The 15,049-nt window shown below is 48.3% G+C and carries 4 protein-coding genes; all 4 read left to right on the top strand.

The genetic code is table 11. The features are described from left to right. Nucleotides 1-2 precede the first annotated feature (2 nt). The 4 genes from edeN to edeK are packed head-to-tail and all read left to right on the top strand — an operon-like array spanning nt 3 to nt 15,022. Complete coding sequence (gene edeN, locus C7R92_RS03320; RefSeq protein WP_106833244.1) at nt 3-6,518, top strand: edeine non-ribosomal peptide synthetase EdeN; 6,516 nt, start codon at nt 3-5, stop codon at nt 6,516-6,518. A gap of 15 nt (nt 6,519-6,533) precedes the next feature. Then, nucleotides 6,534-7,697, top strand: a complete 1,164-nt coding sequence (locus tag C7R92_RS03315) for a pyridoxal phosphate-dependent aminotransferase (protein ID WP_017249072.1) — start codon at nt 6,534-6,536, stop codon at nt 7,695-7,697. A 17-nt stretch (nt 7,698-7,714) separates the two neighbouring features. After that, a complete protein-coding gene (gene edeL, locus C7R92_RS03310; protein WP_106833243.1) occupies nt 7,715-11,005 on the top strand; it encodes an edeine non-ribosomal peptide synthetase EdeL in 3,291 nt (1,096 codons plus the stop codon). Nucleotides 11,006-11,038: 33 nt separating this feature from the next. Next, a complete protein-coding gene (gene edeK, locus C7R92_RS03305) occupies nt 11,039-15,022 on the top strand; it encodes an edeine non-ribosomal peptide synthetase EdeK (RefSeq protein ID WP_106833242.1) in 3,984 nt (1,327 codons plus the stop codon). Nucleotides 15,023-15,049 lie beyond the last annotated feature (27 nt).

Here is a 15,049-nt window from a genome sequence, read left to right as displayed (position 1 = left end):
TGATGAACAAGATCGACAAAAACAATATAGCTGACATTTTGCCGTTAAGTCCAACGCAGGAGGGCATGCTGTTTTACTACCGACTCCAAAAGGATTCCAATTTGTATTTCGAACAGCATCGGCTAACCCTTCGTGGCAAGTTTCAGCTGGAGTTGTTTACGCAGGCTGTTACGATGGCGTTTGAGGCCAATGAAATGCTTCGTACGGTTTTTCGCTGGGAGGGGCTTCAAGCCCCTGTCCAGCTGATTCTCAAGCAAAAGACATTGGAGATTCCTTATTTCGATTGGTGCGAGTTACCATCTGGAGCGCGGGAAAGAAAACTGTCTGTCTTGTTGTCACAGGACAAGCAAACACCCTTCACGCTTGAGTTGGGCAATACCATTCGCATTCAAGTAGTAAGGATGGAGTTGTATCGTTATGAAGTCATATGGTCATTTCATCACATACTCATGGACGGATGGAGTTCCGGGATTCTCCTAAGAGAGATATTTACAGCATATGGACAATTGTGCTCCGGGCTGTCCCCTGCGATCAAACAGAAAGCGAAATACAAGGAGTATCTGCGTTTTCTAAAAGAAGCATCGAAAGAACAATCGTTATCGTATTGGAAAGATTCCTTACAAGGAATTAGCTCTCCTACACCGCTTCCCTATATGCGGGATCGTAACGAAGAGCCGCGGTATTCTTCTTATCATCTTCGGCTCAGTCAAACGCTTACGGAGACATTGGAGGAAACATCCAAGCGTTACCGTGTGACAATCAGCACACTGTTGCAAGCCGCATGGGGTATTTTGCTGCAAAAATACAGCGATACGCGGGATGCCCTTTTTGAAGTGGCGTACGCCGGACGTCCTGCCCATCTCACCGGAGTAGAGGAAATCGTCGGCCTCTTCATCAAGACGTATCCGCTCCGGGTCAAACGGACAGAAACGACAACAGTCAAAGATCTACTGGGTGTCATGATGGAAGAACAGCACCAGATGGCCCCGCATTTGTACGTGCCAGCAGTTGAGTTGAAAAACTGTTCAGAGATGGACGCACAAACCCCTTTGGCGCACAGTTTGTTCGTTTTCCAAAACTATCCGATCGACAAGACGCTGGCCGGATTGGAACTTGACTTCGAGCTGGAGAATATCACTTCACATGAAACAACCGATTATCCAATGGTGCTGGAAGTATCACCAGGTGATGAATGGACAGTCCATGTCAACTACCAGGCATGGAAGTTTCAAGCGAAGGAAATCGAACGCCTGGCGCTTCACTATCTGAGCCTTCTCGAGCAGATTGCGGCTGATCCGGATCAAGAGATTCGTGATCTTACCTTGCTCAGTGATCATGAGCGGCACGAGATGATCGAGGAACAGATGAAGGTCGTGCCAGTTCCGAGTAACTACTGCGTGCACGAGTTGATTGATCAAGCGGCAGAAAAAACACCGGATGCAGTTGCGCTTGTACAAGGAAAGCAGACTGTGACCTACAAGGAGTTACAAGAGCAAGCCAATCGCCTGTCTTGGGCTCTGCAAAAGGAGGTGACAGATGCAGGTCGACCGATAGTTATCATGTGTGATCGTTCCCCTGAAATGATTACTGCACTGCTAGCTATCCTCAAAACTGGGTGTTACTATGTCCCGCTTGATCCAGACTTGCCGAAAGCGCGAATCGAACAGATCGTAAACCAGATTCAGCCTAGTCTGATTGTGACAGAGGGTAGCTATCTGGAACTCGTCGCTGATTTGCAAACAAGGGTGTTTCGTCTGGATGAACCAGCATGCTGGGCGCAGGAGTTAATTCAAACACCACAGCGAAAAACGGTACCTTCGAGTACTGCGTATGCCATCTTTACTTCTGGTTCGACAGGTACACCAAAAGGTGTGCGTGTAAAGCATGATCAATTAATCAACGCTCTTTGGTGGCACATTGAGTTTGTCGGGTTCGGAGAGCAGACGAGAACGTTGCAGATCGCCACGTTGACTTTTGACGCATCTGTTGTCGAGATATTCTGCACACTGATCAGCGGCGGTACCCTTTGCTTGTTGCAGCGACATGAAAACAAGTCCCCGCAAAAGCTCGCCGCTGCCATCGAGAGCCAACAGGCAAACGTGATACTCGTCGTCCCTACGATGTATCACGCTTTGCTTGACCAAGTGACTGATGGCTCGATGAATTCGATTCAAAAAGTGTTGTGTACAGGAGAGATGTTGTCTTCTTCGTTAGTGGAGCGACATGCAGCCTTGCTACCTCAAGCGCAGATGTACAACTTGTATGGCCCAACGGAAAATAGTATCTCAGCTTCTGGGTATTGTGTACCGCGACAAGGGCCTTTTGAAAACCCGCTTCCGATTGGACATCCGAGTTACAACGTTCGTGTCTTTCTTCTGGACCAAGATTTTCATCTGTTGCCCAAAGGGGTAATAGGGGAAATGTACGTAGGCGGGATGGGAGTAACGGAAGGTTACATCGCTGATGAGGAAAGAACCAAAGCGTCCTATATCCTGACCCCGTTTGGCAGGCTTTATCGTACAGGAGACTTGGCCTGCTGGACGGATGAAGGGCATCTGCAATATTTTGGTCGTAAGGATTTTCAGATCAAGATTCGTGGCAACCGCGTTGAGTTGGAGGAAATTGAAGCTGTCCTGCGCCGTCAGCCTGGTGTCCGGGAAGCAGCGGTAGTGGCCATTCAGGAGTCAAAACGTGATCCTTATTTGGTTGCATGTCTGGTTGCGATGCATCCGATTGAGGAACACGTTCTGAGAGAAGCAGTGCTGACTTATTTGCCTGACTACATGCTACCTGCCTTTTTTGTCCATCTTGATGCGTTGCCTCGGACGCAGAGTGGAAAAGTAGACAAGACTGCCTTGCAACGTCTGGATTACACGCAGTATCGCACGGGAAAGGAAGAGGCCCCTGCAGATGAACTTGAGCAGCAATTGGCACAAATATGGCGAGAACTTTTGGCAGTCGAAAAAATAAGTGTGCACGATCATTTTTTCTCGCTAGGAGGCCACTCGCTGAAGGCCGCTCAACTCGTGACCAGATTGCAAAAAGAGAGTAAAACAGACATCACGATCAAGGATGTATTCCAGAACCCGAGCATTCGACAATTAGCTGACCGCATCAGGGGTAGACAGCCGATATCCTACGCGCCGATTGATCGGGTAAGTAAAGCCGAGAGATACAGGGCTTCTTCTTCACAAAAACGAATTTTCGTGATGCATGGGATAGAAGGGGAAAGCACCAGTTACAACATGTCGGGTGTAATCGCGGTGAACGGTCATCTGGATGTAAGTCGAGTGAGAAGTGTGTTTACAGAAATCATCCAAAGGCATGAAGCATTCCGTACTTCGTTTGCGGTACAGGATGGAGAAGTGTATCAGTACATTAGCGACAATGTGCCATTTGAGATCAAAACCATTCATAGCGACGGCAAGACATTGGACGAACTGATGGAAGACTTCCGGCAATCTTTTGATTTGACGAAAGCACCTCTCCTTCAGGTTTGCCTAGTCGAGGTCACAGCCACTCAGCATTATCTGCTGTTCAACTCTCATCATATTATTTTGGATGGCATTTCACTGAATGTGTTAATGGAAGACTTCGCTAGATTGTATATGGGTGAAGAGCTGCCTGCATTGCCTATTCAGTACAAGGACTACGCAGACTGGCAGTGGCAGAAGCGGGGGAGCGATCAGTGGAATCAGCAGGAAAAATACTGGGTGGATGCTTTCAGTGACCGAGTCCCGCTCATGTCTTTTCCGCTGGATTTCCCGCGTCCTTCTGTTAAGACATTCCAGGGGGATCACCATACGTTCTTCCTTACTGATTCTACGTACGGTGATTTGCATGCATTTGCCAAGCAGAACGAAGTGACTGTCCATGCTGTTTTGATGTCAGCTTATTACGTGTTGTTGATGAAATACACGTCTCAGGAAGATTTCGTTGTCGGTTCACTCGTAGCTGGACGAAACCATCCCGATTTGGAGCGAATCGTCGGTGTCTTTATCAACTTCCTTCCGATACGCAATCGTCCTCGTGCCGATCTTGTGTATACCGATTTTGTACAAGAGGTTCAGCGCAGTCTGCTACTGGCCTACGAACATCAGGAGTATCCGTTTGAAGAGATCGTTGCTCGTAGCGCCGCAGGCATCCAGCAAACGCAAAATCCATTGTTTGATACGATGCTGATCTTCCATAACCAGCGGGAGCAAGAAGTGCAGTTTACAGTGGGCGACGCGCAATTTGAAGAGGTTCCGCATGAATCGAAGACGTCGAAACTTGACTTTAAGCTGGATATTACACCGCTTGCTGATCAATTCAGGTGCGTGCTGGAATACGATACCCAGTTGTTTAGAGCGGAGACAATGGAAGGCTTCGCGGACAACTATTTGCGTGTACTCACAGCGCTTCTGAAGCATCCGAAACAGCGATTGGATGATGTTGAGATCGAATATCACCAAACAGAAAAAGAGGGCGTGATGAACCGCCTTCATCATGTCGGAGTTGCAGTTCCAGAACTTGGTCCGGCTCAAATCATGTATGGCACTCTTGGATTTGATGCAAGTGATTCCCTGCATGATCCAGAACAAAACGTGTATCTCTCGATGTGCATGAAACCGGGATGTGTGCCAATCGAGCTAATCGCGCCTGTCGATGAAACGTCACCTTGTGTTCGTTTGTTGGAAGAGAAGGGGACGGGTCCGTACCATCTATGTTTTTCTGTTTCCAATATTGATCATTTTTTGAAAATGTTAGTTGATTCTGGATTCAAATACGATTTGGTCAGCGCTCCAAAGCCAGCGGTACTTTTCAATCATAGACTCGTTGCCTTTCTCTTTCTGGAATCAGTTGGCTTGATTGAACTTGTAGAGAACGAGGATAGGAAGCATGACGAATGGCAAAGCAGCGATCAGCGATCTGCTGTCCGGTTGCTTACATCAGATGCTGAAAAGGCACTGTCGTTCTATACGTTTATGGGCTACCGTGTTCACGAGAAATATCTGGATCGGCAATCGCAAGCCAGTATTATCACACTTGGCAAAGCGAGAGAGAGCAGCATTCAGTTAGTCGAGCCTCGAATGGAGCACACAGAAGAACAACGCGAGCTCATGAAAAGTGGTTCTGGCGTTTACCAAATCGAGGATCGGGTAGCGAACCTGACCGAACGGATCGACACCTTGATAGCATGCGGCATTCCCGTTTCTTTTGCAGACCGGGCAGGACGTATTCTGCAACTGACAGATGCCCCCTACCTACTCTTAACCGACGGGAAATCAGCCGCAGAAAGACCTAAGCCGACTCTAGGCGAGTTTCATTCGGAAACAACGCCCATCTATTCCTTCGTTCAGGAACGTTTGCTCAAGCAGGAACAAGAAGATGGGATTGTGGCTGTCAGATGTTTTGACATCGAGCTTCGAAGCAGAATCGAACTGGCGTATATGCAGCAAGCATGGCAAGTTCTTGTGCGACGTTTTCCTCTGCTATCGCCCCAAGGCTTTTCCGAACCGATTCCGCTTGCGTTATGTGATTTACAGGAGAAAAGCGAGGCAGAGGCAACGATATGGTTGCGAGAACGATTGGCTGCCGAGCAAAAGAGGCCGTTTAAGGACAAAGCAGGAAGTTTGGCTCGTTTTGAACTGATAAAGCTGGCTACTGATCGCTATCGATTGATTGGAAGTCTTCACAGCTCCTTTAGTGATTGGCGAGGTCTCGGACTTCTCCTGGAAGAATGGGAGGTTCTGTATCAGTCGATTGCAGAAGGGCATGAGCCGACTGTGGAAGAACAGCCTCGCTACGAAGCATTCGCTGTTTGGCAGAAAAAAATGCTTTATTACGGACATCTCGAGGCCCAGCGTCACGAGTGGTTGACAGCAGCAAATCCACATTCTGCTCAACCATTTGGTGCGGGTGGGGTAGCGACGCGACAAGTCGAGCAGTCTATCGACCCGATAGGTCACGCTGATTTGCTGCATGTAGCTACTCATGCCAATCAAGAGCTGGGAGATATCTTGCTTGCCTCCTATCTGCTGTTGCTTCGACAGGTCACCCAATTGCCGAGTTTGACGCTTGGGGTAGTGACAACGAATCGGACGCAAGATGTGCTGGAACAAACGCTAGGCAACTTTGACAACATCGTACCACTCACCGTCGACATGCAGACGATCAGTTCGTTTTCACAATTATTGGATCAAACGAAGCAAGTACGTGCCCGAATGCAAACGCTCGCTTTGTATCCGTCAGAGCACTGGCAAGCGACGACGCATATGGAATGGCCGACACTTTTTGTCAACCAGACGATTCCGTTCAAAGCTCAGTCAGCTGTTTGGAAACGGGAAGTCAAACATTCAGTTGAGCCAGAAATGGCCGGAAGTCCGTTAGTTCTTCAGGTAGCAGAAACTTCGGAAGGTATCCATGTCGTTTTTACCTATGATCCATCTATGCTTCAGACGGCATATGTTGAATCGCTTTCGGATCGCTATGTGAAAATCCTAAATATGTTAGCAGAAAAATCCAAAATAAAGTAAAAGGGGTAGGAAAATATGGAAATCAGATCCTCTATTAATTTTCACGACGAGCGCTTTTTGATGTTTGTACTGGACCAGATGGCAAATGAGCTTGAGAGAAATGGTGGAGAAGCAATCCGCATGACTCTTGGGAAGTCAGAAATGCCGCTGCATCCCGAAATTATCAATTCCATGCAACAGGCATTGAACAGCTTTGAAAAATATTCGCTCGTGTATCCAGGTGGGCTGCCAGAACTGAAAGATAAGCTCGCGACCCACTATAAAACAAAATACGATGTGTCAATCAAACCGGAAAATTTCGTGATCAGTGTCGGTACCAGCACACTCTTCCGTAACCTGTTCTACCTCCTGCTTAAAGAGGGCGATGAAGTGTTGTTGCCACTTCCGTACTACTCGCTTTACCATTTCTGCGCGCTGCTAGTCGGAGCGAAAGTTCGTTACTACAAAATTGATATGGATACATTGAGACTTGATGTGGAGTCGTTTAAAGAGAATTTTACAGACAAGACGAAAGTGGTCGTGATCAACACGCCAGGAAACCCGTTGGGAAATATTCTTACAAAAGACGAATTGTATACGATCGACAGCATCGTAGACGGTCGTGCGGCTATTATCAATGACGAAATTTATGCGAATACCTACTTCGATGACGAGTGCGAATCCGTGATGCAGCTGAAAAATACCAAGTCTACGTTCATCACAACCGATGCGTTTTCCAAAGCATATCGGATGTATAGCAGACGTGTCGGATATGCGATCGTACCAGATGAGCTGGTACAGCCACTGACGGTCATTCAGCACCACACACTGCTCACAGCTGACCCAGTCGTACAGTTCGGAGCAATGGCTGCGCTTGATTACCAGCATGAGGTTGATCATTTGGTCCAACTGTACAAAGGTCGTCGGGACTACACGATCGATGCTTTCCAAAATGTAGCAGATGTCCGTGCTCTGCCAGCGAGAGGCAGCTTCTACTTCACGCTTGATTGCGAAGCATTTATGAAGAGAAAAGGTATCAGCACCTCGCTTGAGTTGGCTACGCAAATTTTCGAAGCTACACATGTGGCAACCGTACCGGGTTCTGACTTTGGTATCCCGAACACACTGCGCCTCTCATACTCTGCCGCTAAGTATAACGAGGGAATTAATCGTTTGCGGGATTTTTTCACCACCACCTAAAAAGGGGAAGAGTCGCAATGAATGGACGTATGCAGCTCGATCTGGATCTGAACGAGTTTAACCTGCTCACTGATGATGAAGCGAACTTGTTAACCCGAGTCAATCAGACAGACAAACCGTATCGCAACAAAGTAACAATCGCTGAACTGTTCGCCCGGCAAGCGGAAAAAACGCCTGATAGAGTCGCTGTGGTAGAGGCGGATCGAGAAAGAACATACGCAGAACTACACGCGGAAGCAAACCAGCTAGCCCGTATCCTAAAAGATGCGGGTGTAGTTCCTTCGCAACTCGTAGGAATACTCGCAGACAGGAGCTCCCGTATGGTAGCGGCAGTTCTTGCAATCCTCCAAGCAGGTGGGGGATACGTCCCGGTTGATCCGCATTATCCCCGAGCTAGAATTCGGTATCTTTTGCAGGATAGTCGCTGCAAGGTGCTTGTAACAGAATCCATTTATCTCGATGAAATCATACCCGATCTACCTGACAGCATCGAAACGATCATTTGTTTGGACGAGACTTCCTTTCAGCACGAAGGATACAAGGTCTATACAGCGCTCGATATTCGCGGTCAAAAGGATGAGGCGATAGCCCCGGCAGGTTCAGAGGATGATGTTGCTTACGTCATCTACACATCTGGTTCGACCGGTGCACCGAAGGGCGTCATGATTACGCACAAACAGGTCCTGAATACGTTGTTTTGGCTAGAGGAGACATTTCCGCTAAGCGAGACAGACGTAGTTGCCCAAAAAACCTCGATTTCTTTTACAGACTCGGTGTGGGAATTGTTTTGGCCGCTGATGGTTGGATCAAAGCTGTCTATTTTGAAAGAGGAAGACGGGAAAGATCCGGGAGCGTTGTATGACTGGCTGCAAGAGCAACGCATTACAGTCACCCAGTTCGTTCCAGCGATGATGAATGTGTTTCTGGCTCATGTGCATTCTCGTAATGAACAAGATCCGTTGCCCCATTTGAAGTGGGTCTTTAATGGAGGAGAAGCACTGACGGCTAATCTGGTTCGCGAATGGAATCGTCTGTTCCGTATCGCTCGAATCGCCAATATTTACGGGATGACAGAATCAGCGATATACGCCTCTGTCTATCTTTGCACAGAGCAGCCCGCTGAAGAAACACTCCGAATCCCTATTGGTGTTCCCATTGCCAATACTCATATGTTCATCCTTGGACAGACGGGGGAAATTTGTCCCCCAGATGTCAAGGGCGAGATTTGCATCGGAGGCATTGGCATCACCGACGGATATTTGGGCAAGCCTGAGTTGACCGAGAAAGCTTTTACGAATCATCCCATTACCGGCGAGCGCCTTTACCGTACGGGAGATGTCGGATTACTTAGCGAAACAGGCGTATTTGAATATCTAGGGCGGATGGACGATCAGGTTCAAGTGCGCGGCTATCGTGTGGAACTGAAAGAAGTGGAACGCGCTGTCCTTCAGCATCCTGCTGTGAATCAGGTAGCTGTATTGGCTATAACTGATCAAATGGGCATGACCGAACTGGCTTGCTACTATGTAGGGCAAAAGGATGGCGTTCAGCCAGATGGGCTTCGTACGCACCTGCTAGAGTGGCTCCCCGGATATATGATCCCGAGTTACTTTATGGAACTGTCCGAGATGCCGCTTACCCCGCATGGAAAGATCGATCGTAAAGCTTTGCCTGCGGTAAAGCCCGGCGTCAGTAGTGATTACGTGCCTCCGGCAAATCCTATCGAACAAAAGCTGGCTGAGTTGTGGTCGGATGTTTTACAGATTCCATCTCCTGGTGTACTTGATCATTTTGTCGGACAGGGAGGACATTCGCTGAAGGCCATTCAGCTTTTATCCCGGATTGAAAGTGACTTTCAAGTGAAGCTTTCCATGCGCGACCTGTTTGATGCCCCGACGATTCGAGGTTTGGCGACAAGGCTCACAGGCAATCTCCAGGAGATGGAGCAAAAACCGATCGTTTTGCTCTCTGATCAGGAATATTATCCTGTCACGCGCGCACAAGAGCGGCTGTATCTGTTGTGGCAGTTGGAAGAAGATGCTACCAGCTATCATACACCGGGAGTTATGCGGATCAACGGTTCCCTTGATTCAGGGCGTCTTCAAGACGTTGCGGATCAACTCGTCGCACGACATGAGGCGCTGCGCACCTCGTTTCATTTAATTGAAGGTCAGGTGAAACAAAAAGTACACAGTGACCTGTTTGTACAGATCGAGACATGGAAAGCAGACGAGGAAGCTGTGGAAAAGACAATCGAACGCTTTTTCCGGCCATTCGATTTAAAGCAAGCCCCTTTGCTTCGTATCGGTGTCATTGAGGTTTCATCAGAGGAGCATCTGTTGATTTTCGACATGCACCATATCATTTCAGATGGCATATCGAAGTCCATCTTGCTTGAAGAGTTTTGTACCCTTTACCGAGGACAGGTGTTGCCGGAATTGTCGGTACAGGCCAAGGAATTCGCTTGGTGGCAAACAGAACAAGCTGCCGAGATTGGTTGGGCTGAGCATGAAGCCTACTGGTTGGATGCATTTTCCGGGCAGCCGCAACCGTTGACAATCCCGACCGATTATCCTCGCCCTCAAACCATGACATTTGATGGAGACGAGTTGCTGACAGAGCTGTCTGGAGAGTGGTTGGAAAAACTCGACTCGTTCACCCGTCAGAGTTCTACGACGCTGTACATGCTTCTTTTGGCCGTCTATTCTGTTTTGTTATCCAAATATAGCAATCAGGAAGACATCGTCATCGGCTGCGACATGGATGGTAGACAACGTGCGGAGTTTGCCCCTGTTGTCGGAATGTTTGTTAACACCTTGGCCTTGCGAAACAGGCCGAAGAAAGAATTGACCGTCCAAGAGTATATCGGGCAGGTACGCCAAAACGTGCTAAGCGGTTTTGAGCATGGAGACTATCCATTCGATCAACTCGTAAGCCAGATTCAATTGTCTCGCGATCCAGCAAGGAACCCGTTGTTTGACGCCATGCTGACCCTGCATCATGCAGCAGAGCAGCAAAAGGTCCCTGTCGATCAAATCGAGTTTGCTCCGTACGAGTTCAGACGCAAAGCCGCCATGCTTGATTTGGCTTTGGAAGTGGTTAAGGCTGAGGATCACATATGCATGCACTGGCAATATAACACGAACTTATATCACAAAAGAACAATCGAGAAGATGGCTCAAGACTTTGTCATTCTTCTGGAGCAAATGGTAGCCCACCCGAACCGAACCATCGGACAACTTCAGATCGGTCATGGAGTAGTACAAGTAGCACAGGGACAAGTGGACGACGATGACTTTGCTTTTTAAGAAATACATGACGGACAGAAAAGAGGGATTGGCTTGACAACGATAACTGCACAAAACATCTTGCTGGCCAGTGGGCAGTTTGATCGCGAAAAAGACTATTGGATGGAGAATCTCTCTCGAGAGTTTCATTCACTCGACCTTCCAACAGACTCTCGGGCCTCGTTTCAGCGTCAGTCTGAACTTCGTGAGCTGACTATCGTGTTTCCGGACGAGCTGAGCAAGGCACTGATTCATTTGAGCAATGGCTCGGATCAGCGTTTGTTCATGGCTTTGCTGAGTGGATTTGGCATCTTGTTGTCCAAATATACGGGACATCAGGACATATGCGTTGGAACGGCTATCTTCCGTCAAACAGAGCCGGGTGAGTTTTTGAACAAGGTACTGCCCTTGCGTCATCAGGTACTCCCGGAATGGAGCATCAAGGAGCTGCTGCAAGAAGTTCGGCAGATCTTAAAGGTCGCTGTGGAACATCAGAACTACCCAATCTTGCGGTTGATCGAGGAACTGCAAGTACCGCAGCAGGGGAACAGCACACCGTTTTTTGAGGCGACTTGCTTATTAGACGTCCTTCATGATCAGGACAGCCTGGAACAGGTTTCGAGCGAGTTGCAATTCCTCTTTTCAAAAAAGGGAAACTCGCTCGAATTACTCGTGCGTTACGTGGGGCAAAGATACCAACTACCTATGATGGAACGGATGATGGAGCATTTAGTCCGTATCTATCAGGTTATCGTAACGCAACCGAATCAGAAGATCGCTGAGATAGCGTGCTTATCTGAGGAAGAGGTTCGGGAGTTAGTTCTTTCATTCAACGACAACCGGGTTGATTTTCCGCGCGATAAGAGCTTTGATCGACTCTTTGAGGAGCAAGTAAAAAAAACGCCTCATCGCAAAGCGGTGACAGACGGAAAAACAACCTTAACCTATCAGGAATTAAACGAGCGATCCAATCGACTCGCGCGCCATTTTATCCAGCAAGGATTACGACCTGGCACGAAAATCGGTATCTATATGAAGCGCAACGTGGATACGCTTGTTGCGATACTCGCGGTGTTCAAAGCGGGGGGAGCCTACATACCAATTGACCCAGACTATCCGCAGCATCGGATCTTGTATATCGTGCAGAAGAGCGAGATTGCAGGGTTGATAACTCAGCCCGACTTGCTAGATGGACTGGAGTCGATTCAAGCATCCTCACCTGAGCTGAAGTATCTCTATGTCTTTGGTCAATCCGATGAATCAGTAGAGTCACTTTCGGGAGAGGACATCGATCGGGAGAGTGCGGGAACAGACTTGGCTTACATCATCTTCACATCGGGCACGACTGGACAACCGAAAGGCGTTATGGTGCACCATCGTGGAATGATTAACCACATTTTCGCTAAAATCAACGACCTATCCCTTTGCGAGGATGATCTTGTCGCACAAACGGCTTCCCTTTGCTTCGATATTTCTGTTTGGCAATATTTGGCTGTTCTGCTGGTGGGTGGCTCTGTGCAAGTGGTCGATACAGAGACGGTAATGGATACGCAGGCCCTTCATAACGTACTGCGTTCCAACCGCGTCACCGTAGCGGAAGTGGTACCATCTCTGCTCTCTGTGCTGCTCGATCTCGTTCAAGAATGGTCCGACTCCGAACGTAGCTTCCCTGATCTGCGGTGGATGGCAGTGACAGGAGAGGAGTTGCCTGCTCCTCTGGTACGGGGCTGGTTTGCCTGCTATTCGGAAATTCCATTGGTAAATATGTACGGGCCAACGGAAGCATCCGATGATATTACCCACCACATTATCAGGGAAATGCCGAGCGATCAGCAGATTGTGGTTCCCATCGGCATACCGATCCAGAACACTCATATTTACATACTCGATCAAAATCAGTGTATCTGCCCGCGTGGCGTAAAAGGTGAAATAGGTGTGGCCGGTCCGGGGGTTGGATATGGCTACTACAAAGATGAGGAACGGACGCAAAAAGTTTTTCTAGCAAATCCGTATGCCAGTTGGGTAGAAGACCCTGACTATCATGTCCTCTACCGAACGGGTGATGTAGGCCGGATCACGGAGGACGGATATATTGAGTACTTCGGGAGAATGGACAATCAAGTCAAGATTCGGGGTTACCGAATCGAATTGAGTGAGATTGAACAGGTTATGCGCAGACATCCTGCGGTCAAGGATGCAGTGGTATTGGCACTTTCAGAGGACACGGGTGCAAAGTACTTATGTGCCTATGTCGTTCCCCTGGAGGAATTTTCCGCCCGAGATGTGCGTGATTATCTGTTTACTGTACTTCCGGAATACATGGTGCCGATGCACTATGTAAAACAAAACGTATTGCCACTTACCCCTAACGGAAAAGTGGACAGAGGCGCTTTACCGATGCCTGGCATACAGGATCGGATAGACACATCTATTTTTGTGTCAGCTACAACCGAGACGGAAAAAGCACTCACCCAAATCTGGGCGCATGTGCTACAGCTCGATCCAAAAACAATCAGCGCCCGGGACAATTTCTTCGCTCTAGGGGGGCACTCGTTAAAAATCAACGCCGTGGCTACGCAGGTTGCACAGCAGTTTGGGGTACAGCTACCACTGAGAACCATGTTTAATCACCCAACTATTCAGGATCTTGGCAAGGTGATTGATGGAGCAGACAAGACGATTATGAAAAGACGATTCCCGGTCGAAGCCAGATCGTACTATCCTGTTACGGCTGCCCAGCGTAAGTTTTTTATTCTTCAGCAGTTGAATCCTGCTGACACAAGTCTTCACATTACGGCTGCCCGCTTCATCGAGGGTGATTTGAGCCGTGAGAAGGTAGAACATGCTTTTCAAGGATTGATTGACCGTCATGAATCTCTTCGTACCTCGTTTGATTATATAGATGGGCAAGTGGTTCAAATTGTACATGATTCGCTAGTCTTCCGTCTGGAAGTGAGCGAAGCAAGTGCAGAGCAGTTGGAGGCCAACCTGGCAAGGTTTGTACGGCCATTCGACTTGCGTCAAGCGCCCTTGCTGCGTGCAGGGCTAATCAGGATTGCACCGGAAAAGCATCTCTTGTTGTTCGACATGCACCATATCGTTTCAGACGGTGTATCTATGGACATTCTTGTAGAGGACTTTGTTCGTCTCTATGCAGGCGTGACGCTTCCTGCATTGGAAGTTCAGCAAAAAGAGTTTGCTGTTTGGCAAGAATCTGCACTCGAGTCAGGGGAGCTTCAAGCTGACTATTGGGCAGACTTGTTTACCAGCCCGGCTCCACTTCTATCGATTCCGACTGATTACGAAAGGCCAGAATCTCTTACGTTTCCTGGTGAGACGATTGAGTTCGAGATATCGGCTGAGGAGAAGCAGCGGTTGCAGGACCTGGCAGCACAGGAACATGCGACACTTTACATGGTGCTGTTGTCGGTTTACAACATGTTGCTTGCCAAATACAGCGGCCAAGAGGATGTTGTTGTCGGAACTCCAGTAGCTGGGCGTAAATTTGCAGAGTTTGATGAAGTAATCGGAATGTTTATCAACACCATTCCCCTACGCAATTATCCAAAAGGCGAGAAAACGTATCGCGAGTTTCTTGCAGAGGTCCGTGAGCATACGCTAGCCTCTTTTGAACAAGCGGATTACCCGATTGATCTATTTGTCCAGACTCTTGGTCTTGAGCCAAATACAGGTCGTCAGCCCCTTTTTGATACGATCTTCGTCCTGCAAAACATGGACAATCCGGAAGGGGAGCTGGAGCTTGAGGACATGATCGTCAAAAACTATCCACTGCAAAACAACACGGCTAAGCTTGACCTTCATCTGTCGGCTTATCCTGTTTTTGACAGACTTACATGTAAGCTGGATTACCGCAGTGACCTGTTTAGAAGAGAAACGATGGAACAGTTTGTGAATGACTTCAAAAGCTTGTTGCAGCAGGTGATGGAAGATCCCGAGCGCCTCCTGCATGACTTTGAATTGACCCGTGAGGTAGCCCTTATTCAAGCACAGGGCGTCGATTGGGATTTTGAATTTTAGAGCAAGCGGTGAGTAAGAGGGGGAGGG

This window comes from Brevibacillus porteri (genome assembly GCF_003013475.1).
Classification (GTDB): Bacteria; Bacillota; Bacilli; order Brevibacillales; family Brevibacillaceae; genus Brevibacillus; species Brevibacillus porteri.
Note: the sequence above shows the minus strand (reverse complement) of the source record. Positions and strands in the feature narration are given on the sequence as shown.